Origin of the sequence: Bacillus sp. Au-Bac7, assembly GCF_021341655.1 — a bacterium.
GTDB lineage: Bacteria > Bacillota > Bacilli > Bacillales > Cytobacillaceae > Niallia.
Window position 1 is genome coordinate 173034 of the sequence record NZ_JAJTTG010000002.1, and the last position, 21480, is coordinate 194513.

17 protein-coding genes, 8 tRNA genes and 3 riboswitches are annotated in these 21480 nt (G+C 38.8%); of the genes, 22 read left to right on the forward strand and 3 right to left on the reverse strand.

The window, feature by feature from the left end:
* The first annotated feature begins 2 nt into the window (after positions 1-2).
* The 17 genes from LXM54_RS09415 (at position 3) to LXM54_RS09490 (ending at position 10860) form a co-directional block, all read left to right on the forward strand.
* Positions 3-79 (forward strand) — tRNA-Asp (locus LXM54_RS09415).
* Between the two features lie 29 nt (positions 80-108).
* Positions 109-192 (forward strand) — tRNA-Tyr (locus tag LXM54_RS09420).
* A gap of 12 nt (positions 193-204) precedes the next feature.
* A tRNA-His gene (locus tag LXM54_RS09425) sits at positions 205-280 on the forward strand.
* 18 nt (positions 281-298) lie between these two features.
* Positions 299-370, forward strand: a tRNA-Gln gene (locus LXM54_RS09430).
* A gap of 34 nt (positions 371-404) precedes the next feature.
* Positions 405-478: transfer RNA gene (locus LXM54_RS09435), tRNA-Gly, on the forward strand.
* Positions 479-487: 9 nt separating this feature from the next.
* A tRNA-Ile gene (locus LXM54_RS09440) sits at positions 488-564 on the forward strand.
* Between the two features lie 9 nt (positions 565-573).
* A tRNA-Asn gene (locus LXM54_RS09445) sits at positions 574-648 on the forward strand.
* Positions 649-685: 37 nt separating this feature from the next.
* Positions 686-759, forward strand: a tRNA-Arg gene (locus LXM54_RS09450).
* Between the two features lie 287 nt (positions 760-1046).
* The gene (locus tag LXM54_RS09455) at positions 1047-2126 is read left to right on the forward strand and encodes a GGDEF domain-containing protein (protein WP_233314945.1); all 1080 of its coding nucleotides are present in this window, start codon (positions 1047-1049) and stop codon (positions 2124-2126) included.
* Between the two features lie 411 nt (positions 2127-2537).
* The gene (xylE, locus tag LXM54_RS09460; RefSeq protein ID WP_233314946.1) at positions 2538-3962 is read left to right on the forward strand and encodes a D-xylose transporter XylE; all 1425 of its coding nucleotides are present in this window, start codon (positions 2538-2540) and stop codon (positions 3960-3962) included.
* 233 nt (positions 3963-4195) lie between these two features.
* A riboswitch (cyclic di-AMP (ydaO/yuaA leader) is annotated at positions 4196-4341 on the forward strand.
* Between the two features lie 75 nt (positions 4342-4416).
* Positions 4417-4563, forward strand: a riboswitch (cyclic di-AMP (ydaO/yuaA leader).
* Positions 4564-4605: 42 nt separating this feature from the next.
* Positions 4606-4770: a hypothetical protein gene (locus LXM54_RS09465; protein WP_233314947.1), complete on the forward strand. Its 165-nt coding sequence runs from the start codon at positions 4606-4608 to the stop codon at positions 4768-4770.
* Positions 4767-4847 (forward strand): K(+)-transporting ATPase subunit F, encoded by an 81-nt coding sequence (kdpF, locus tag LXM54_RS28475; RefSeq protein WP_396953832.1) that lies wholly within the window; start codon positions 4767-4769, stop codon positions 4845-4847. The genes LXM54_RS09465 and kdpF overlap by 4 nt, the downstream gene beginning before the upstream one ends.
* A 20-nt stretch (positions 4848-4867) precedes the next feature.
* Positions 4868-6541 carry a potassium-transporting ATPase subunit KdpA gene (gene kdpA, locus LXM54_RS09470; protein ID WP_267913336.1) on the forward strand — a complete coding sequence of 558 codons (1674 nt, stop codon included), beginning with the start codon at positions 4868-4870 and terminating at the stop codon, positions 6539-6541.
* Positions 6542-6555: 14 nt separating this feature from the next.
* On the forward strand, positions 6556-8610 hold the full coding sequence (gene kdpB / locus LXM54_RS09475) for a potassium-transporting ATPase subunit KdpB (RefSeq protein WP_233314948.1): 2055 nt from the start codon (positions 6556-6558) through the stop codon (positions 8608-8610).
* Between the two features lie 27 nt (positions 8611-8637).
* Positions 8638-9201, forward strand: coding sequence for a potassium-transporting ATPase subunit KdpC (kdpC, locus tag LXM54_RS09480; protein WP_233314949.1), 564 nt, complete (start codon positions 8638-8640; stop codon positions 9199-9201).
* A gap of 67 nt (positions 9202-9268) precedes the next feature.
* Positions 9269-10441 (forward strand): KdpD-like non-kinase potassium sensor, encoded by a 1173-nt coding sequence (gene kdpDN, locus LXM54_RS09485; RefSeq protein WP_325169560.1) that lies wholly within the window; start codon positions 9269-9271, stop codon positions 10439-10441.
* Complete coding sequence (locus LXM54_RS09490; RefSeq protein WP_233314950.1) at positions 10438-10860, forward strand: CBS domain-containing protein; 423 nt, start codon at positions 10438-10440, stop codon at positions 10858-10860. The genes kdpDN and LXM54_RS09490 overlap by 4 nt, the downstream gene beginning before the upstream one ends.
* A gap of 41 nt (positions 10861-10901) precedes the next feature.
* Here the strand turns inward: LXM54_RS09490 and LXM54_RS09495 are convergent, their stop codons facing one another.
* Positions 10902-12098, reverse strand: a complete 1197-nt coding sequence (locus LXM54_RS09495) for an ornithine--oxo-acid transaminase (protein ID WP_233314951.1) — start codon at positions 12096-12098, stop codon at positions 10902-10904.
* A gap of 285 nt (positions 12099-12383) precedes the next feature.
* On the opposite strand from LXM54_RS09495, the gene LXM54_RS09500 reads away from it, so the two are divergent.
* Together LXM54_RS09500 and LXM54_RS09505 are read left to right on the forward strand one after the other, a co-directional pair.
* Complete coding sequence (locus LXM54_RS09500; RefSeq protein WP_233314952.1) at positions 12384-13121, forward strand: IclR family transcriptional regulator; 738 nt, start codon at positions 12384-12386, stop codon at positions 13119-13121.
* 71 nt (positions 13122-13192) lie between these two features.
* Positions 13193-14857 (forward strand): M20/M25/M40 family metallo-hydrolase, encoded by a 1665-nt coding sequence (locus tag LXM54_RS09505; RefSeq protein ID WP_233314953.1) that lies wholly within the window; start codon positions 13193-13195, stop codon positions 14855-14857.
* An 8-nt stretch (positions 14858-14865) separates the two neighbouring features.
* Here the strand turns inward: LXM54_RS09505 and LXM54_RS09510 are convergent, their stop codons facing one another.
* Together LXM54_RS09510 and LXM54_RS09515 are read right to left on the reverse strand one after the other, a co-directional pair.
* Entirely contained in the window at positions 14866-15339 is a 474-nt protein-coding gene (locus LXM54_RS09510; RefSeq protein WP_233314954.1) for a CBO0543 family protein, read from the reverse strand.
* A 107-nt stretch (positions 15340-15446) separates the two neighbouring features.
* Entirely contained in the window at positions 15447-16649 is a 1203-nt protein-coding gene (locus tag LXM54_RS09515) for a CynX/NimT family MFS transporter (RefSeq protein WP_233314955.1), read from the reverse strand.
* A 292-nt stretch (positions 16650-16941) separates the two neighbouring features.
* Positions 16942-17043, forward strand: a riboswitch (SAM riboswitch).
* A 76-nt stretch (positions 17044-17119) separates the two neighbouring features.
* Here LXM54_RS09515 and mmuP point away from each other — a divergent pair.
* The 3 genes from mmuP (at position 17120) to LXM54_RS09530 (ending at position 21360) form a co-directional block, all read left to right on the forward strand.
* Positions 17120-18526, forward strand: a complete 1407-nt coding sequence (mmuP, locus tag LXM54_RS09520) for an S-methylmethionine permease (protein WP_233314956.1) — start codon at positions 17120-17122, stop codon at positions 18524-18526.
* Entirely contained in the window at positions 18501-19436 is a 936-nt protein-coding gene (mmuM, locus tag LXM54_RS09525) for a homocysteine S-methyltransferase (protein WP_233314957.1), read from the forward strand. The genes mmuP and mmuM overlap by 26 nt, the downstream gene beginning before the upstream one ends.
* Before the next feature lie 802 nt (positions 19437-20238).
* Positions 20239-21360 carry a CdaR family transcriptional regulator gene (locus LXM54_RS09530; RefSeq protein ID WP_233314958.1) on the forward strand — a complete coding sequence of 374 codons (1122 nt, stop codon included), beginning with the start codon at positions 20239-20241 and terminating at the stop codon, positions 21358-21360.
* Positions 21361-21480: the final 120 nt, after the last annotated feature.

The following is a 21480-nucleotide window of genomic DNA, read 5'->3' on the forward strand; positions in this document are numbered from 1 at the left end:
CTGGTCCGGTAGTTCAGTTGGTTAGAATGCCTGCCTGTCACGCAGGAGGTCGCGGGTTCGAGTCCCGTCCGGACCGCCATTTTTAAAATATGTTTGTAATATAATATCGGAGGGGTAGCGAAGTGGCTAAACGCGGCGGACTGTAAATCCGCTCCTTCGGGTTCGGCGGTTCGAATCCGTCCCCCTCCACCATTTATAACCTTGGCGGTTGTGGCGAAGTGGTTAACGCATCGGATTGTGGCTCCGACATTCGTGGGTTCGATTCCCATCAGTCGCCCCATATTTTCTTCATATTCATTGGGCTATAGCCAAGCGGTAAGGCAACGGACTTTGACTCCGTCACTCGTTGGTTCGAATCCAGCTAGCCCAGTCATAAGGGAATGATTTATTCCCTTTTTATCCTTGCGGGTGTAGTTTAATGGTAAAACCTCAGCCTTCCAAGCTGATGTCGTGAGTTCGATTCTCATCACCCGCTCCAAAATAATATGGGCCTATAGCTCAGCTGGTTAGAGCGCACGCCTGATAAGCGTGAGGTCGATGGTTCGAGTCCATTTAGGCCCACCATATTATTGTTCCGCAGTAGCTCAGTGGTAGAGCACTCGGCTGTTAACCGAGCGGTCGTAGGTTCGAATCCTACCTGCGGAGCCATATAAATTAATATATCTACATAACGAAAACAAAACATGCGCCTTTAGCTCAGCTGGATAGAGCATACGCCTTCTAAGCGTACGGTCAGAGGTTCGAATCCTCTAAGGCGCGTACCAAATGCAGTTGGACTTACTGCACGGAATGCCTTTCGATACGTAATGACCCAGTTTCATTGCATATCGGGAGGTGTTTTTATTTTGCAAAAATTTGCTTGTTCGTTTAAAAAATAGTCCCAAAAAGATATTATAGATTTTCTGATTATTCCCAATTAATAAGATTTTTTGTAAAAAATATATTGTTTACACAAAAATAAAATCGCTGTAAACCTATATAATGCTACCGATATAAACAGTAATTGGGCAGTTAAGCCATTAATAATAATTAAGGTGATAAAAATAATGACAATCATTATTATCAAGGACTTTTTTGTAAATTTAACAATATTGATTTCTGTCCTTTTTTTCTATTCCAGAGTCATGAAGGATTCACAGCTTCATCAAGATTCTCCACTTCATATAAAACTACTTATGGGTTTTGCAGGGGGAATTATTGGCATACTTTTAATGATATTTAGCATTCATGGCAGCTTTTTAATCGATCTGCGCCATTTACCAATTATCTTGCTTGCATATTACGGTAGGGGAATTCCTGCTTATCTTTGTGCGGCGTTAATCATTTTCGGTGATTTTTTTATTAACAGAGACTTCTCTTTTGTAGTGATAATCGTCTTGTTTTTAATAGCCTTTGTTTCTATCTTTATTGCTAATAGAAATATTTCAGGTAAGCATAAGGTATTTGCTACTTTAACTACGACAAATATTATACTAACGACGATACTTTATTTTTTTGTATTAGACGATATAAAACATTATATTTTCTCGATGTTTTTGCATGTTATATTCACCTATGTAGCTGGTTATGCATCTTTTAACGTAATCGAGTACATTAGAGCAAGCCAGGAATTATTTAATAAATACAAGTTAGAATCAACGATAGACAGCTTAACAGGCCTAAATAATGTTAGAAAATTTGATTATATTTGTAAGAAACTGATGAAAATAGCTGCAACAAGGAATGAAGCTTTAACACTTCTATATATCGATATCGACTTTTTTAAAAAAATTAATGATACGTACGGGCATTTAGAAGGAGATATGGTGTTAAAAGAGGTTGGTAGCATTCTCAAAAATTCCACAAGACCAACCGATATCATTAGCCGGAACGGCGGGGAGGAATTTACCGTTATTTTAGTAGACTGTTCAACCGAATTGTCATCTGAAATTAGTGAACGGATTAGAAAATCGGTAGAAGATCACGTATTTATGTTAAGTAATGGAGAAACAATTAACATCACTGTTTCCATAGGGGTGGCAGCTTTTGATAAAGCTGTAAATGATATTAACTTATTTATAAATAAAGCGGATAAAGCATTGTATCAAGCGAAAAAGCTGGGACGTAATCAAGTTGTTTATGATTAGAGCGTTGTTTATACAACGCTTTTTGCTTTTCTCAAGTTAAAGTAGTGAACCTTCACATGACCAAATGTAAAAGTAAGCAGCAATAAAAATTTTTCGTCATTACGACATCTTTTTAATAGGATACAGTATTAGTTTTATTAAGCGGATAGGTATTAGTCTAATTATAATTACAAAAACACTTAGTTTGTTGATTGCACAAACTAAGTGTTCGAGATATAATTAAACCGTATTAAAACGCTTTCTTTACATAGGAGAGGAGATGGAATGATGACAAGAATTAGCTGCAGGTAGCATTTTAAGCTAAATTCACCGCTAAATGAAAGTTTGCCTAGTTTTTCAAACACATAAAATAGAAGGAGGTATAGGCAGAGCAGTTTGCAGAAAGCAAATTAATACTCTGTCTAGAAGACTATGAAGCAGAAACGAAATTCACTCTATATCTTCTCATTAACACTCGTAGCAGCAATTGGCGGCCTTTTATTTGGATATGATACAGCAGTCATTTCTGGGGCTGAAAAATCCGTACAAGCATATTTAATTACAAGCTTAGATTTAGGAACATTAGCGCATGGTGCAACTATTTCGAGTGCACTTATCGGCTGTATTATCGGAGGATTAATATCAGGTTATTTTGCGTCTGCATTTGGTCGCAAGAAGTCGCTTATCATTGCAGCAGTCCTTTTCTTTATTTCGGCATTAGGGTCGGGATACCCTGAATTTCTCTTCTTTCAGCAAGGGGAGCCAAGCATTGCATTGTTGTTTGTGTTTAACTTGTATCGAATCATTGGCGGAGTTGGCGTAGGGCTTGCATCTGCAATTACTCCAATGTATATTGGGGAAATTGCCCCAGCGGATATTCGCGGTAAAATGGTCTCTTTTAACCAATTTATGATTATATTTGGAATGCTGGTCGTTTATTTTGTTAACTGGGGGATTGCAAACGGACAAACGGTAGAATGGGTTAATGAAATTGGCTGGCGTTATATGTTTGCTTCGGAAGCAATACCTGCAGTGCTGTTTGGTCTGCTGCTCTTTTTAGTTCCGGAAACTCCGCGCTACTTAGCGTTTAAGAGAGAAGATACTAAAGCAATGCATGTGTTAGCCAAGATAAACGGTGCAGAACAAGCAAAAACGATTCTACAAGAAATTAAACAGACATTGAATGTAACACAAGAACCAACAAAGTCTGCTAAACTTTTATCTTTTGGAAAGCTTGTCATTGTTATTGGGATAATGCTGTCTGTTTTTCAGCAGTTTGTAGGAATAAATGTTGCTTTATATTATGCTCCTCGAATCTTTGAAAGCATGGGTGCGGCAAAAGATGCTTCGATGCTGCAAACAATCGTTATGGGGCTTGTTAATGTCGTTTTCACTGTTATTGCTATATTTACCGTAGATAAGTGGGGTAGGAAACCGTTATTAATAACTGGCTCTATCGGGATGGCAATAGGAATGTTTGGTGTAGCCGGCCTTGCTTTTGCCAATATCATTGGAATCAGCACATTAATTTTTATTATTGTTTATACAGCATCTTTTATGATGTCATGGGGACCAATCTGCTGGGTGCTTATTGCAGAAATATTTCCTAATAAAATCAGAGGGCAGGCAGTAGCAGTTGCTGTTGCTGCACAATGGGCAGCAAACTATTTTATTTCCTCTACCTATCCGATGATGATGGAATACAGCGGTGGGTTAACATACGGTTTTTATGGCGTAATGAGCATTCTATCAGCAGTATTTATTTGGAAATGGGTCCCTGAAACAAAGGGAAAAACACTTGAATACATGGATAATTTTTGGATCAATAAGACGAAGAGTCAAAAAAAGGCATCATAAATAAAACATACAGGTAGTGGCAAGACTTTGAAAGTTTTATCTCAGGTCTTGCCACAAGTATTTTTTTGTAAACTGACAATATATTAAGATATTTAAAGAAATTTCGAGCTGGAGTTATATTTGGACATGAAATCTCGGTTAAACGAGTAAATAAAGAGTAATTTATACAAATTTGAACAATTAGCTGTCTTTACAAGAAAATATTGGAGGAGTATGATTGCTAACATAATATTAATTCTTATTCGCTGAGTCTTTTTAAGAGCGGGGGACCCAATCTGTGATGAACAATCACATGGGGTGAATCCTTCTGTAGAAGGTAGGGCTACTCTTTTGGCCCGAATCCGACAGCTAACCTCGTAAGCGTAAAGAGAGAGGATGTGTAACTGGTGATCGAAAAAATCAACTCGACCACGGGGTAATCCTCCGCGGTCTTTTTTCTGTAATTAAATAAAAATATCTTGTATCGCTGAAATCCATTTGGAGCGGGGGACCCATTCAATACGTGAGCAAAACTCACCGGGGTGAATCCTTTATGAGAAGGTAGGGCTACTATCTTGGCCCGAATCCGGCAGCTAACCTCGTAAGCGTTAAGACAGAAGGTATTACCTTGGATTTAAACCCCTTGTGTAATACAGGGGGTTTTTTGTGCAAAATTTTAATGGGAAATATTAACAAAAATGAAAAGGGGCAGTATATGGAAGACTTGCTTATGCTTGCGATTATTGGGATATCAACAGCCGCTATGTTTGGATTAATTACTTGGTGTGAACAAAAAACAGCTGTAGGCGAACAGGAGGAAAAGAAATGATTACGTTTATTTTTGTCCTGGCACTAGGTGTTGTCATCTACTTGCTGTATGCGTTACTGAACCCTGAGAAATTTTAATATAAACGGAGGGGAAACAATTGGTTTTCACCATATTATCAATCATTCTTACACTTCTGCTCATAGTGCTATTAGTAATTCCTATGGGAAATTATATGGCGGTCGCATTTAATGAGCATCCTACAAAGCTGGATAAGATATTTTATCCTGTTGAAAAGTGGATATATAAACTCGGCGGAATAAAAAATAACACACAAACTTGGAAACAATATGCTTTGTCTATGCTTGCAGCAAACAGTTTTATGATTCTATTAGTCTATTTGATTTTTCGATTTCAAGGGTTTCTTCCTTTAAATCCGAACCATATTGCTGGCATGAGTCCTGATTTAGCTTTTAATACAGCAATAAGCTTTATGACAAATACGAATTTGCAGCATTACAGCGGAGAATCAGGGTTATCGCTGCTATCACAATTGATTGCGATCATCTACATGATGTTTGTCGCCCCAGCATCTGCTCTTGCAGTTGCCATTGCATTTATAAGGGGATTAGCGGGGAAAAGGCTTGGCAGCTTTTTTATCGACTTAACCAGAAGCATAACAAGGGTACTGTTGCCGATTGCATTTGTCACTAGCTTTATATTTATTGCTCTCGGAGTTCCACAAACAATGAACACAACAATGGAGGCCGAGACGCTCGAGGGAGATGTACAGACAATAGCAACAGGTCCAATTGGTTCCTTCTTATCGATTAAGGAGCTTGGTAATAATGGCGGAGGATATGTAGGAGTTAACTCAGCGCATCCTTTTGAAAATCCTAATGCACTTTCAAATACACTGCAAATTATCTTAATGTTCTTATTGCCAGCTTCTATTCCGATTACTTACGGAAAAATAATCGGAAATAAAAAACAAGGTAAAGTATTGTTTATTTCGATGGCTATGATTTTCCTTGTGTTTCTCAGCACCTCCCTTTATCAAGAATATCAAGGAAATCCTGCTTTTACTAAGATGGGATTATCAGCTGAAAACGGCAGTATGGAAGGCAAGGAAGTTCGGTTTGGCATTGTTCAGTCAGTCTTGTTTGCGATAACAACAACTGCAACAGAAACAGGTGCTGTTAATACGATGCATGATACGCTGACACCTATTTCCGGGATGCTAACATTGTCGAATATGCTCTTAAATACCGTTTACGGCGGTGTTGGCTCTGGTTTTATCAACATTATGATGTATGTGCTGATTGCTGTTTTTCTTTCAGGGCTCATGGTTGGAAGAACACCTGAGTTTTTAGGGAAAAAAATTGAAGGGAAGGAAATGAAGCTGATTGCCGTTACCTTGTTGATTTCGCCATGTCTAATACTGACAGGAACTGCTTTAGCTTTATTCACCCCATTAGGCAATGAAGGAATTTCTAATCCAGGATTCCACGGATTGACACAGGTGCTCTATGAATTTACTTCATCTGTTAATAATAATGGCTCAGGCTTTGAAGGGCTTGGTGATGCGACTCCTTTCTGGAATATATCAACAGGTGTTGCTATGTTCATCGGACGATTTTTTCCGCTTCTTACGATGCTAGCAGTCGCAGGAAGTCTGGCATCCAAAAATATTGTGCCAGAAACTGCCGGAACATTCAAAACAGATACTTCTTTATTCGGTGGGTTGTTTATTGGTACGGTTTTTATCGTCGGAGCTTTGACGTTTTTTCCAGTCCTTGTCTTAGGTCCGATTGCTGAATTTTTGACATGGTGATGGAGGGTTAAATAATGAATTTACAAGAGAAAGTACAAATTCAGAAAGAAACAGCCTTAATGAATAATGATATTATCAAACATGCTATGAAGGATTCCTTCCTAAAGCTACATCCTAAGCTTATGGTGAAAAATCCAATAATGTTTATTGTGGAATTAGGATTCTTTATCACTTTCATTCTTTCCTTTTTTCCTAATATATTAGGAGCACATGAAAGTGATCGCTGGTTTACTATCACTGTTTCTATCATTCTGTTATTCACCGTCTTGTTTGCAAATTTTGCAGAGTCCATTGCAGAGGGAAGAGGAAAGGCACAGGCCAATGCGCTTAAGACTTCCAAGACAGATGTGTTTGCTAACCTGCTTATTAACGGCAGCATCATGCAAGTTCCGTCTTCCTGCTTAAAAAAAGGGGATATCGTTCTAGTTAAACAAGGAGAAATGATACCTGGTGACGGGGAAGTGATTCAAGGGTTGGCATCTGTTGATGAATCGGCAATTACAGGTGAATCAGCACCTGTGCTGAAAGAAGCTGGAGGAGATTTTAATTCGGTAACAGGTGGAACACTTGTCGTCAGTGATGAAATAAAAGTGAAAATAACAAGCAATCCTGGCGAGTCCTTTTTAGATAAAATGATCTCATTAGTCGAAGGTGCAGAACGGCAAAAAACACCGAATGAAATTGCTTTAAACACGGTGTTAATCAGCTTAACACTTATCTTCCTATTCGTTGTCATGACATTGCCATTCTTTACAAACTACTTAGGCTTTCAGCTGCAAGTGCCTGTTCTTATTGCCTTGCTTGTTTGCTTAATTCCCACAACAATTGGTGGGCTTCTTTCTGCAATTGGAATCGCAGGGATGGACAGGGTGACCAAATTTAATGTTCTGGCAATGTCGGGTAAGGCAGTCGAGGCAGCAGGAGATATTAACACTATCATTTTAGATAAAACAGGCACCATCACCTTTGGGAACAGGATGGCAAGTGAATTTGTGCCAACTGGCAATACGAATAAGAATACGCTTTATAAGTGGATTGCCGCAAGCTCTGTTAAGGATGAAACCCCAGAAGGGCGCTCGGTTCTGGAATTGTTGGAAAAGGAAGGCTATGCAATTGATTTATCCTTGGCAGCCGGAGCAGATATAGTTGAATTTAAAGCTGAAACAAGAATGAGCGGGTTAAATCTGCCTGATGGCAGACTTGTTCGCAAAGGGGCAGTCGACGCAATAAAACAATGGGCTGTTTCAAACGGCGGAAATGTGCCAGAAGATTTGGACAGAAAAGCAAATAAAATAGCCCAAGCAGGAGGCACTCCATTAGCAGTGGCAATCGACAACCAAATTATTGGGCTTATTTATTTAAAAGATACCGTTAAACCAGGGATGAGAGAAAGATTTGACGAACTGCGGCGGATGGGCATCAAATCAATTATGTGTACTGGCGACAATCCATTAACTGCAGCAACGATTGCCAAAGAAGCAGGTGTGGATGAGTTTATTGCTGAATGTAAGCCTGAAGATAAAATCGCAGTAATAAAGCATGAACAAGCAAAAGGGAAATTAGTAGCTATGACTGGAGATGGCACGAATGATGCGCCTGCACTGGCACAAGCGGATGTTGGTTTGGCGATGAACAGTGGCACAACTGCAGCAAAAGAAGCTGCTAATATGGTTGATTTAGACTCTAATCCTACTAAATTGATTGAAGTAGTTAGCATTGGCAAACAGCTATTAATGACAAGAGGTGCCTTGACTACTTTCAGCATCGCCAATGATATTGCGAAGTACTTTGCGATAGTGCCTGCGATGTTTATGCTGGCAATCCCTGAGGTCAGTGCGTTAAATATTATGGGGCTTCACTCGCCAGTTACAGCTATTCTGTCAGCATTGATCTTCAATGCAATCATTATTCCGCTCCTCATTCCACTGGCAATGAAGGGGATAGAATATAAACCAATGAGTTCAGATGCACTATTAAGAAAGAACCTGTTTATTTACGGAGCAGGAGGTGTGATTGTTCCATTCATTGGAATAAAGGTAATAGATATATTAATTTCGTTCGTAATATAACAGTTACGGAAGGAAAGGGATGAAACCATGTTTGCAACCGTTGCAAGAACAAGCTTATTATTTATGCTTATTTGCGGAGTGATTTACCCATTAGCAGTTACTGGTATTGCTGCTGTTTTGCTGCCAGAACAGGCAAATGGCAGTCTCGTCTACAATAACGAAGGGAAAGTGATTGGCTCTGAGTTAATTGGACAGTCTTTTGCTGATGAGGGCTTCTTTCATTCAAGAGTTTCAAGTATTGATTATGATGCTTCTAGTTCTGGGACAAATAACTATGCTCCAACAAATGAGGAAATGCTTGAACGAACAAAAGCGTCTATTACAGAATGGCAGTCTGAGAATCCAGATGTATCATTAAAAAGCTTGCCCATCGACTTAATAACAAATTCTGGATCGGGACTTGATCCGCATATTACTCCAAAAGCGGCATTAGCACAAATTAATAGAGTTGCTGAACATACTAATGTACCGAAGTCAGAGCTGAAAAGCTTGATTGAACGTCACACAGAAGAAAAGGAATGGGGATTGTTCGGAGAGGAAAGAGTAAATGTGCTTAAACTTAATATATCATTAATGGAATTGACCTCTTAATATTTTCCAAGCTTCCTGCTGCTAAAAGGGCAGGGAGCTTGCTTAAAGAAAGGAGCTAGGAATAAATGTGAAGGAAAATCATCCATATTTCAGAAGAAAGACAGCGGAAGAAATTTTAGCAGAAATGGATAAGGAAGGAAGGGGTAAGCTAAAGCTGTATATAGGAGCAGCGCCTGGTGTTGGAAAAAGCTACAGAATGCTGCAGGACGCAAACGAACTGCGTAAAGAAGGTAAGGATATTGTTATTGGCCTGATAGAAACACATAACAGAGCAGAAACAAAAAAACAGATTGGCGTGCTTGAAACGGTTCCGCTCCTTGAATTGAACTATAAAGGCAAGGTATTTTATGAAGTGAATATTCCTGGAATTCTGAAAAGAGTTCCAGACATCGTCATCATTGATGAACTCGCACACTCGAATATAGCTGGATCAAAAAATCGGAAAAGATATATGGATGTAGAAGAAATATTGGCAGCAGGCATTGATGTCTATTCTGCCGTCAATATTCAGCATTTGGAAAGTGTCCATGATATTGTCGCCAATATTACAGGAGTAAAGGTAAACGAAAGGCTGCCTGACCTTTTTATCAATAAAGCAAATGAAATTCAGCTAATCGATATTTCTCCACCAGAATTAAGAAAAAGGCTCCAGGATGGCAAGGTATATGATAGTCCTAAAATTCAGCAAAGCCTACAAAACTTCTTTACAGAGGAAAATCTTTATGCGTTAAGAGAGCTTGCGTTAAGAGAGGTGGCTGATGACGTAGATGGAAAAATCGAAGAGAATAATGGCCATCTATATCAAGGGCCAATCGGTCTCCAAGAAAAAATCCTAGTTTGCGTACAGTATAGCCAAACTGCAGAAAAGCTTATTAGAAGAGGCTGGAGAATGGCAAACCGCCTAAAGGCGAAGCTGTATGTACTGCATGTAACAGACAGCAAAGAGCAGGATATGCCACAGTGGAAACAAGAAAAAATCACAGCATGGAGGGAATTAGCCCTGCAATTCGGTGCCGAATTTCTGTTGAAAAACAAAAGAATGCAAAAGCCTGCTCATATTATCGTAGAAGCGGCGAATGAACATTTTATTACACAAATATTGCTGGGACAATCTGCACGAACAAGATGGGAAGAAATCAAAAAAGGTTCCATCGTCAATGAAATAATGAGACAAACAACAAATATTGATATTCATATAGTTGCAGACAGCAAACCAATCAGAAAGGACAAAAGCCAATGAATGTTGCCTTTTTTCTCATACCAAAACACGAAGTTGCATTCGTATTCCAGCATTGGACAATGAGGCAGGTTATGGAGAAGATGGAGTATCACCGCTACAGTGCCGTTCCAATCCTTGATAAAGCTGGCCGCTACTTGGGCACTGTAACAGAAGGTGATCTGTTATGGAAAATGAAAAATACTGGAAATCTTGACTTCCAACATACTAATGAGGTGAAACTTCAAGACGTACCTCTTCACGCTAGTAATGAAGCGATAGCTGTGAACAGTGAGATAGAAGCAATCGTCAGCACGTTACTAGAACAAAACTTCGTTCCAGTAGTCGATGATTCTGGAGTTTTTATCGGAATTATTAGACGGAGAGAAGTGATACAATGGCTTTCGGAGGAGAGCGGGAATGTGTGGAGGAAGAGAAACTGATTAGGAATGTCCTAATCAGTTTCGTGACTTAATCTATTCTATTATTCTGCAGCAAATACTTTAGTAATTCTCTCCATTGCCCAATCAAGCTCCTCCTTCGTAATAACAAGGGGCGGAGCAAACCGGATGACGGTATGATGTGTTTCTTTGCAAAGCAATCCTAGCTCCTTCAACTTCTCACAAAAAGGTCTAGCTTCTTCATGTAATTCCATGCCGATAAATAGCCCTCTGCCTCTTACTTCTTTAATGACAGAACAATTTAACCCTTGAAGTTTGGCAAGAAAATAAGTACCGAGTTGTTGAGATCGGTCTGCGAGCTGTTCGTCCTCTATAACTTCTAATGATGCAATCGATACGGCACAAGCAAGCGGATTTCCGCCAAATGTTGATCCGTGTGAACCAGGATTAAAGACGCCAAGAATGTCCTTATTGGCAACAACACAGGAGATAGGAAATACCCCGCCTCCTAGAGCTTTTCCTAATATGAGCATGTCTGGCTCGATATCCTCCCACTCATAAGCAAACAGCTTTCCTGTTCTGCCGAGTCCGACTTGAATTTCATCTGCGATAAAGAGAACATTATGCTGCTTACATAATTCAAAGGCAGCTTTCATAAAGCCGGGAGGGGGAAGGATAATTCCTGCTTCACCTTGTATTGGTTCAATTAAGAATGCTGCTGTATTAGGTGTAATCGCTTCTTTTAAACTATTTAAATCACCGTATGAAATGAGCTTGATACCAGGCAGCAAAGGACCGAACCCGCGCCTGTACTCTGCTTCGGAAGATAGAGACACAGCTGCCATTGTGCGCCCGTGAAAATTCCCAGAGCATGCAATTATTTCCGCTGAATTTTCATCTACACCTTTAACATCATATGCCCAGCGCCGTGCAGCTTTAATAGCCGTTTCGACAGCCTCTGCACCGGTATTCATCGGCAGAGCCATATCTTTTTTTGTCAGTTTGCACAGCTTTTCATACCACGGGCCAAGCTGAGTATGATGAAAAGCCCTGGAAGTCAAGGTAACTTTATCTGCTTGATTCTTTAAAGCAGCAATGATTTTCGGATGGCAATGTCCTTGGTTTACAGCTGAATAAGCACTAAGCATATCCATATACTTGTTTTTCTCAGGGTCCTCCACCCACACTCCTTCTCCTTTTTCGATGACAATCGGCAGGGGATGATAATTATTTGCTCCGAATTCTTCACTTTGTCTAATAAATTTTTCTGACATAGACATAAGGATTCCTCCAATCATTAGGTGGTTTTCGAAACGAAAGTTTATATCATATCGTGTATGGTACGTACATAAAATAAGTTATCACTTTCCGCATTATGGAAACTTCATCTATAATTTGGAAACTTAATTTTATTGTCAAATAATTATGAGATTATGTCAATGGGTCTTCTAGTTAAATTTCTTATTATTCATACTTTTGTAAAAATTATATTGCAGAATGTATTTCAGTCTGCTACATTGATGGTGTAAAAATATTTTATATGTCAAAAAAGAATGAAGGTTATTATGGTACAGTCTATTGATAGAGCAATGAGTATTATAAAGCTGCTTGCTTCTGATAATGGAGAATGGTGGTCGATTTCAGAAATTGCCGACAGTCTTAGTCTGCCTGTAAGTACAGTTCACCGCCTCTTAAATACGCTTATCCAGCATCAGCTAGTACTGCAAAATGCCGATACAAAGCATTATAAACTCGGCAGTTTATGGATGGAGATTGGTTTGCGCCAGCTCGAGAAGGCAGACTATCGAACGAAGGCGCGCGAAGTAATGGCAGAATTAGCACAGCAAGTGGAGGAAAGTATTTATTTTAATATCCGTGACGGAATGGAATCCATTATTATTGAACGAGTCGACAGTCCTACTAATGTTAGAATTATTGACAAAATCGGCTTGCGGATTCCGCTCTCAATTGGGGCGCCAAATAAAACGATTCTGGCAAATATGCCAGAAGAAGAAACGCAAAGAATCGTTAAGGAATTGCTTCCATCTTCTAAAGCAAAACAGAGTCAATTATTTGATCAATTGTCTTTAATAAAAGAACAAGGGTATGCGGTAAGCTATAGTGAAAGAACAGATGGCACAATATCTGTTGCAGCTCCCGTTTTAGATTTTAATCACCAGCTGGTAGGGGCAATCAGCATCGGAGTCGTCCAATATCGTGTTAGCGAAGAACGTTTATCCTACTTAATTCATTGTATAAAGAAAGCGGCAAAAGAAATTTCTACAGCATTAGGCAGAACCTGAAGTCAGCGGGTTCTGTCCATTTTTATATAGTTAATGGAAACAAATTTCATCATATGGAAAAGAGGGCTAACATGGAAAAATGGAGCACAAAAGAGCAATTAGTTGACCTTTTATGCAAGCTTGTCAATATACCTAGTATTACAGGCTCTGACGCAGAGAAAATTCTTCCTGACTTTGTCGTAAATGAGCTAAGAAGCTTAGATTATTTTCAGAAACATCCAGATCATCTTCAAAAAAATCCAACAGGAGATGGCAGATATTTTGTTACAGGCCTTGTGAAAAATCAACTTCCAACAAAAAAGACAGTAATTCTGATCAGCCATTTTGACGTTGTTGATGTGCAGGACTACGGCAGATGGAAGGAACATGCTTTTGATCCGAAGAAACTAACAGAAATTTTTCAGTTGCATAAGGAAGAACTTCCACAACAAGTCAAGAATGATATGGAAACAGGAAATTGGTTATTCGGCAGGGGAACGATGGATATGAAATGTGGATTGGCCCTTCATATGTCGATGATTGAAAAAGCATGTAATGGAGAGTTTGAAGGCAATATCTTGTTAGTGACAGTTCCTGATGAAGAAGTAAATTCAATTGGAATGAGAGCAGCAGTTCCAATATTGCTGGAACTTGCTGAAGAATATGACTTGGAATATGTGACTGTTTTGAACGGTGAGCCGATGTTTATGAGATATCCTGGTGACAATAATAAGTATATTTATACAGGATCCATCGGCAAGCTGTTGCCAGGTTTCCTTTGCTACGGCAAAGAAACACATGTCGGCGAACCTTTTGCCGGGTTGAATGCAAACTATATGGTATCTCTATTAACAGAAGAAATCGAACTGAATACCGATTTATGTGAAATAGTAGAAGGTGAAACGACACCGCCGCCAACTAACTTAATTCAGTATGGCATCAAAAAAGATTATTCTGTGCAAATACCGCATCGCGCTGTTACGTTATTTAATCTGTTTTTATTAGAAAAGAAAATGGATGATGTGGTGCAGTTACTCATGGAGAAAGCCGGCAATGCAGCTGCTAAAATAACAAAATCCTATTCATTGCAAGCCGCCGAGTTTGCTAAATATACTCCCTTTTCGCCGCCTAGAATGAATGTTTCTGTATTAACATATGATGAGCTTAGTCAATATGCAGTAACGAAGTATGGAAAAGAAAGTGTAGAAAGCATCCATACCTCGATTTTGCAAAACAGGGGAGAAATGGATGACAGAGAAGCAACCATTGAGATGGTCGATAAACTAGCGATACTATGCAAAGAACTTGCCCCTATGATCATCGTGTTTTTTGCGCCACCCTTTTATCCTGCTATTAGTTCCTATAAACATCCATTAATAACTACAGTTGTTCAGCAAATACAGACATACGGAACAGCTGCTCACGGCATAGATTTTGAAAAACGAAATTACTTTAACGGTATATCCGACCTAAGCTATGCTGGTTTGCAATATCCAGCAGAATCGATGATATCACTTACAGCCAATATGCCAATTTGGGAGAGAGGTTACACAGTCCCTCTTAGAGAATTAGAGCTGCTAAATGTACCTGTATTGAATATCGGGCCGGTCGGATTTGATGCCCATCAGTGGACAGAACGATTAGATATTGATTATGCCTTTCATATATTAAAGGATATTCTTGTTGACAGTATAACTACTTTATTTACAGAGGCATATATTTCTGCTTCACCGAAAGAGAATAATACACTTGACTAATTACTAGCTTATGCTTTTTCAACTTTACGAACAATCGATATAAAGGTTCGAACAAATAAGAAGGTAAACGCAATCGAAAGGAAACTGAAAGAAGAATTCCAGCCTTTTTTATATTGGACCAGCTTTGTATGCTTCTCGATAAAATGTTCTGCAACTGCAGAAGGAAGACTAAAAAGCAGACATTTAAACAATATTCCCGGCAATCTTGAATTTTTTGTTGCTTGATTGTAATAAACACAAGTGACAGGAAAGATCAGGTAGCTGAAAAGCACACTAATATCAAAAGATTTGAAAATCCTGACAGGGTATGTAATATAGCCTTTTTTGACAACGAGGTAATCTAAGATTGAAGCAATATAGCTTTTAAACAAAAAGATAATCAGCCAGTCCTTTAAAAGTGGTTTTCTAATCAGGTTTAAGAAAAAGCCAATACTGACAACAAATAAAATTCGTAAAAAGATAAGTTCATTTCGTTTAGACATTGCTTTCTCCTTTGGTTTTTTCTTAGTTTGTCCGTATGAATTACAATTATTTACTATAAAATACTAAAAAAACGGTACACAATAATGTGCACCGTTTTTTATAAAAATTATATATGTCTATCCCGACCTGACAAAATCCCAAATATTGTCACAATCCCTGCAATAATGATTAATAGCACGATTGGGATTGACCAAACATGTGTCCAATCAAACAAGGAACCGATAAATAGTGGGCCAACAGCAGCTAAGATATAACCTGTTGATTGGGCCATCCCAGACAGTTCTGCTGCCTGTTTAGCATTTTGAGAACGGAAGCCGATTAAGCTGAGAGCTAATGGGAAAATTCCGCCAAGTGCCAAACCGATTAGGATGATACTGATAATTAGGATTGGATAGTGATCTGCACTAAACAGAAGACCGCTGTATCCTAAAATAGCACAAATGCCTAAACCGCAGGCAATCAACGACTGGGAACGAAGACGGCTTGCTATAAACGGGATGAAAAAGCTTGCAGGTAAACCTACCAGCTGCGTAAAGGACAGCATCCAGCCTGCAGTTTCAAGACTCATTCCATAACTATGCAGGATTTCTGGCAGCCAAGAGATGGTCACATAAAATAAAAACGACTGAAATCCCATGAACACGGCAATTTGCCATGCAATCGGTGATGACCAAACTTTTGTTGAGACTGGCTTTGCACCAGTAATGACCTCTTTATCTTCTCTATTGTATTTCAATAAATAGAACCATACAATAATCGCAGCAACTGCAGGAATTCCCCAAACCATTTGAGCACCTTGCCAGCCCAAGCCTTGTCCGTCAGCTAATGGGACACTTAATCCGGAAGCTAAAGACGCGAACACACCCATTGATGTGGAGTAAACGCTTGTCATTAACCCGAACTTTTCTGGGAATTTATCTTTAACAATGGCAGGGAGCAAAACATTGCCAATTGCAATCCCTATACCGACGAGCAGAGTACCGGCGAAAAGAAAGAACGTATAAGGAATTGACCTAGAGCATATGCCAGTCAATAAAATGATTAAACCGAGAAGCAATGTCTTTTCATTTGATAATCTGCTGGATATTTTAGGGACGAGGGGTGACATGACAGAAAACGTGATCAAGGGCAAGCTCATCAGCAAGCCAGAGCTCCAATGGGCTAGTCCAACATCTTCTTGTATGAAGCCGACAAGCGGTCCTAATGACGTAATTGCCGGTCGAAGGTTGAAAGCGACAAGCACGATGCCTGCAATAAGTAAATAAATAGAAATAGATTTGTTGTAATCAGATGATTTTGATAAGTCCATACTAGGTAACTCCTCTCAAATGTTGCAAACCTTATACAGTATAACATAAGAAAGCAAGTTTTTTTGAGAAGGAATTCACAGGATGTAAGAACTAATAGAATGATATAGCTACTTTTAAAAGAAAAAATTTTGCTGATTTTTGTTATTTCAAAATACTGCTTATACAATCCTCCATTTAGATAATAAGCATAATTACTCTTAAAAAAGAAATGTAAGAATAACTCTCTGCTAACTTAGTCAAAATTGCCCCTATTGACAATAATTTCATAGATTGTTAATGTAATAAAAATATTTCTTATCCAGAGAGGCGGAGGGACTGGCCCTATGAAGCCTCAGCAACAGGTCTTTTTGACACTGTGCTAATTCCAGTCGGGTGACTCCTGATAGATAAGAGCTTATGTTATTTATTAGTCAGCAGCGCACTCTATTTTAGGGTGTGTTTTTTTCTGGATATTTTAAGGAGAGTTAAGATGGAAAAGAACAAACAACAATTTCAGCGGAAAATGCAAACAAGACATTTAGTGATGCTGTCACTTGGAGGAGTAATTGGAACAGGACTCTTTTTAAGTTCAGGCTACACTATACAGCAGGCAGGTCCTATCGGTACAATACTGGCCTACCTTATTGGTGCGCTTGTTGTGTATCTAGTAATGCTGTGCTTAGGGGAGCTGGCTGTGCATATGCCAGAAACAGGAGCCTTCCACAGCTATGCCGCTAAATACATTAACCCAGCTACTGGTTATACAGTTGCCTGGTTGTACTGGCTAACGTGGACTGTTGCATTAGGATCAGAATTTACAGCTGCAGGACTTCTCATGCAGCGCTGGTTTCCATCTGTTAATGTGTGGATTTGGAGCTTAGTATTTGCAATTTTAATTTTCATACTTAATATACTTACAGTCAGATTGTTTGCTGAATCTGAATTTTGGTTTTCCTCTATTAAAGTAATTGCCATTGCCCTTTTTATTATTTTAGGATTAGGAGCAGTGTTCGGGCTTATTCCAATGACTCATTCACAGTCTGCACCGCTGCTGAGTAATTTTACAAGTGGCAGTCTTTTCCCGAACGGTGCTGTCACGTTGTTTATGACGATGCTTGCTGTTAATTTTGCTTTTTCAGGAACAGAGTTAATTGGAATTGCCGCAGGTGAAACGGCAGATCCGCAAAAAAACGTCCCAAAAGCAATTCATACAACATTATGGCGTTTAATCATTTTCTTTGTTGGTACTATTTTTGTATTGTCTGCCCTATTGCCAGCATCCGAAGCCGGGGTGTTAGAAAGCCCATTTGTAACAGTGTTTGAGCGGATTGGAATTCCATATGCGGCAGATATCATGAACTTTGTAATCTTGACCGCCATTTTGTCTGCTGCTAATTCAGGCCTTTATGCAGCTTCGAGAATGCTCTGGTCACTTGCAGATAAAAATACAATTTCACCGAAGTTTAAAAAGCTGTCGAAAAAAGGGGTTCCAGTTTATGCCGTGATTTTCAGCATGTTGGGCGGAGGATTAGCGCTTTTATCAAGCATAGTAGCTCCAGATACAGTTTATATCGTGCTCGTGTCTATTTCTGGACTAGCTGTTGTCGCTGTTTGGATGAGCATTAGTGCTTCACAGTTTTTGTTCCGCAGACGCTTTATTAAAGAAGGAAACTCTGTCGACAGCTTAGTCTATCGCACACCGTTGTATCCATTTGTACCGATTGCTTCTTTCTTATTATGTCTTGCATCATGTATTGGTATTGCCTTTGACCCAACACAACGGATTGCCCTGTATTGCGGAATTCCATTTATCCTATTTTGCTATGTTAGCTTTTATGTAATGAAGAAATTAAAAAAAGGAGAAGTAAAGTATGTCGATCAGCAGCAATCCAATTAACAATATTTTATCAGATTATCCGCTGATGATTTTAGACGGAGCATTAGCGACAGAATTAGAAGCACATGGCTGTAATTTAGATGACCCGCTTTGGTCAGCAAGAGTGCTTTTAGAAAAGCCAGAGCTTATTTATCAAGTGCATACAGAATATTTTCGCGCAGGAGCAGATTGCGCCATCACCGCAAGCTATCAGGCCTCGATTGCAGGCTTTGCAGAAAGAGATATAAATGAAACAAAAGCAATAGAGTTGATAAAAAAATCCGTTGCTCTTGCCAGAAAGGCTAGAGATGACTTCTGGAAAGAGCACGAACAGTCAAACAGACCCAAGCCGTTAGTCGCTGCATCAGTCGGACCATATGGCGCATACTTGGCAGATGGATCTGAATATGTCGGGAACTATGATGTAACAAACAAAGTACTTACAGACTTTCATCGGAAAAGAATAGTAGCATTAATGGAAGCAGGAGCTGATATTCTTGCATTTGAAACAATTCCCTCTTTGCAGGAAGCAACCGTACTGACTGAAATACTAAAGGAATTTCCGAATACATACGCCTGGCTTTCTTTCTCATTAAAAGATGAAACACAAATCAGTGACGGCACACCATTAAAGGATTGTGGCAGACAATTCACAGAACACGACCAAATTGCCGCCATCGGCTTTAATTGTGCATCAGCACAAATCATCACAGAAGCAATCAAAAATATAAAAGAAAGTACAAATAAACCAATAATTGTCTACCCGAATTCAGGCGAAACATACGACCCGACCACAAAAACTTGGCATGGCGAGGAAGCATGCGCAAGTTTAAGCCATAAAGAATGGTTTAAAACAGGAGCGAGCATTATCGGCGGCTGTTGCCGAACATCACCGCGGGATATTGCAGTAATTGCTAGAGAATTGCGGTAGTGAATAATTCTGAGACTTGGATATAATCCAAGTCTTTTTTTATAAGGAAAGAGAAAATTCAAGTCTATAATTTATTTTAAATGGAGAGAAGTAAATTTGATAAGAGATAAATAATATAGTTTTTGTAAGTATATCTATAGTTATATATCTTTTTTATAGGGCATTTATATTATATTTTGAAGCGATAGGATAGTGGGTTGATATTCAGGTTGTAACACCTGAAGATTTAAATTAAGATGTGATTAGAATGGTGAATAGAGGAGGTGTTTTTCATTTCAAAAATAGCATACAGTTCTTTTTGGAAACAAAGTACTTTAAGCTGCTTCATTGTATTGATTATAACTTTCTTTCTTCATGACTTCATACAAAATAATGTTGAATTTATTTTGATAGTAGATTTTCTTATATTTGCGGTAATCTTCTTTGTTTTGCATACGATTTTCTTTCTTGTTGCCCGTCCTAAAATTTCTTCCCACAAAATATAATTACATCAATAATAAACACTTTTGTATTCAGAATAGTTATTCCTAAGTGAAATATAGTTTTTTTATTTCATATAATATGGTGGGTGCCCTAATTTTTAGACTACATTAAGATTAGGGTGCTTTTTTATGGATATCGTTTGTTGCTAGTAAGAGGACCTACGTGATTATAAAGAAAAGGTTGCATTATATTTTTAATAAGATGTTTAATAGAAAGAATAACTTAAAAAATTAAGTGAAGTCAGAATAGACTGCTATGTTAAGATAAATATAATCTTAATAAAGAAGGATATCCTTTTGTACCAGAAAAGAGGGTTCAGATGAAATACTTAAACAAGGAGCTAGCACAGGAAATCGTCAATCGCACGATGACAATTATAAATTGGAATATTAATGTTATGAATGAAAAAGGGGTTATTATTGCCTCAGGGGATGAGGATAGAGTTGATTCTATCCATGAAGGTGCAGTAAAGGTAATCGAAACGCAGACTGGTTTTGAAATTGGTGTTACTGAAGCAGATAAGTTTCATGGGGTGAAAGCAGGTATAAACTTGCCGATTACTTTTCATGAAAAAGTTGTTGGTGTCATTGGGATAACGGGAGCACCTGAGGAAATCCGTAATTATGGAGAGCTTGTCAAAATGGCTGCCGAAATGATCATCCAGCAAGCCTTTTTAATGGAGGAAATGCAATGGGATGAGCGGTTAAAAGAAGAGCTTGTGACGATGCTGCTTAATGGACAGGAAGACTTTGATTCACTCTATTTTGACCGAGCTAGGCGGCTCGGCATGGACTTAACTATTCCAAGAACGGTAATAATTATGGCAGCAGATGATAATGCTAAAGTTTTTAAAACCATTCGTGCAAAGCTGTCAAAGGATGATCTATATGTTGTCCACCAACATTATATTATTCTATTAAAAAGGATTGTGTTAAAAAATGGCGTCTGGAATCAAGCAGCCACAAGAGCTGAGCTGGAGAGATGGATGTCTTATCTCGAAAAACAGGAAGAGCTGGCAGTCAAATTTTCTCTTGGAACATACTACAGCGGCTTGGAAGGGATACGTATTTCTTATCAGGAAGCTGTACATTCTTTAAAGGTTGGTAAAAAGCTAGATCCAGATAAGAACATCTATTCCTCAGAGGACAGAAAGCTGCCGATTTTTCTGTCGCAAGCAAAAGAACAGGGGCTAGATGTTAAGTTTGGTACCTATATCGAGAGGCTGAAGCAACAGGATAAAAAAGGGGAATTGCTTGAAACCTTGCTTATGTATGTAGAGGAAAATGGAGATGTGAACAAAGTGGCAGCAAGGCTGTTTATTCATCGCAATACACTTCGCTACCGTTTAGAGCGAATTAATGAGCTGACAGGTAAGGACCCGCGGAAAATAAAGGAGTTAGTAGAGCTTTATCTTTCTGTTCTTCAAAATCAACTTTCATAGACTTGTGCAAATGCACAAAAAAGCTTGGAGCTTCCAAGCTTTTTTTTTTGGAATGAACGAAGAAAAACATTTAGGAAACGCTTACAATTATTAATAATTACAAACAAATGAGGAGGAGCT

What these genes read in the sequence shown, in the direction of transcription:
- LXM54_RS09455 (WP_233314945.1), top strand. Translation starts at nt 1,047, where the DNA reads ATGACAATCATTATTATCAAGGACTTTTTTGTAAATTTAACAATATTG.
- xylE (WP_233314946.1), top strand. Translation starts at nt 2,538, where the DNA reads ATGAAGCAGAAACGAAATTCACTCTATATCTTCTCATTAACACTCGTA.
- kdpF (WP_396953832.1), top strand. Translation starts at nt 4,767, where the DNA reads ATGATTACGTTTATTTTTGTCCTGGCACTAGGTGTTGTCATCTACTTG.
- kdpB (WP_233314948.1), top strand. Translation starts at nt 6,556, where the DNA reads ATGAATTTACAAGAGAAAGTACAAATTCAGAAAGAAACAGCCTTAATG.
- kdpC (WP_233314949.1), top strand. Translation starts at nt 8,638, where the DNA reads ATGTTTGCAACCGTTGCAAGAACAAGCTTATTATTTATGCTTATTTGC.
- LXM54_RS09490 (WP_233314950.1), top strand. Translation starts at nt 10,438, where the DNA reads ATGAATGTTGCCTTTTTTCTCATACCAAAACACGAAGTTGCATTCGTA.
- LXM54_RS09495 (WP_233314951.1), bottom strand. Translation starts at nt 12,098, where the DNA reads ATGTCTATGTCAGAAAAATTTATTAGACAAAGTGAAGAATTCGGAGCA.
- LXM54_RS09500 (WP_233314952.1), top strand. Translation starts at nt 12,384, where the DNA reads ATGGTACAGTCTATTGATAGAGCAATGAGTATTATAAAGCTGCTTGCT.
- LXM54_RS09505 (WP_233314953.1), top strand. Translation starts at nt 13,193, where the DNA reads ATGGAAAAATGGAGCACAAAAGAGCAATTAGTTGACCTTTTATGCAAG.
- LXM54_RS09510 (WP_233314954.1), bottom strand. Translation starts at nt 15,339, where the DNA reads ATGTCTAAACGAAATGAACTTATCTTTTTACGAATTTTATTTGTTGTC.
- LXM54_RS09515 (WP_233314955.1), bottom strand. Translation starts at nt 16,649, where the DNA reads ATGGACTTATCAAAATCATCTGATTACAACAAATCTATTTCTATTTAT.
- mmuP (WP_233314956.1), top strand. Translation starts at nt 17,120, where the DNA reads ATGGAAAAGAACAAACAACAATTTCAGCGGAAAATGCAAACAAGACAT.
- mmuM (WP_233314957.1), top strand. Translation starts at nt 18,501, where the DNA reads ATGTCGATCAGCAGCAATCCAATTAACAATATTTTATCAGATTATCCG.
- LXM54_RS09530 (WP_233314958.1), top strand. Translation starts at nt 20,239, where the DNA reads ATGAAATACTTAAACAAGGAGCTAGCACAGGAAATCGTCAATCGCACG.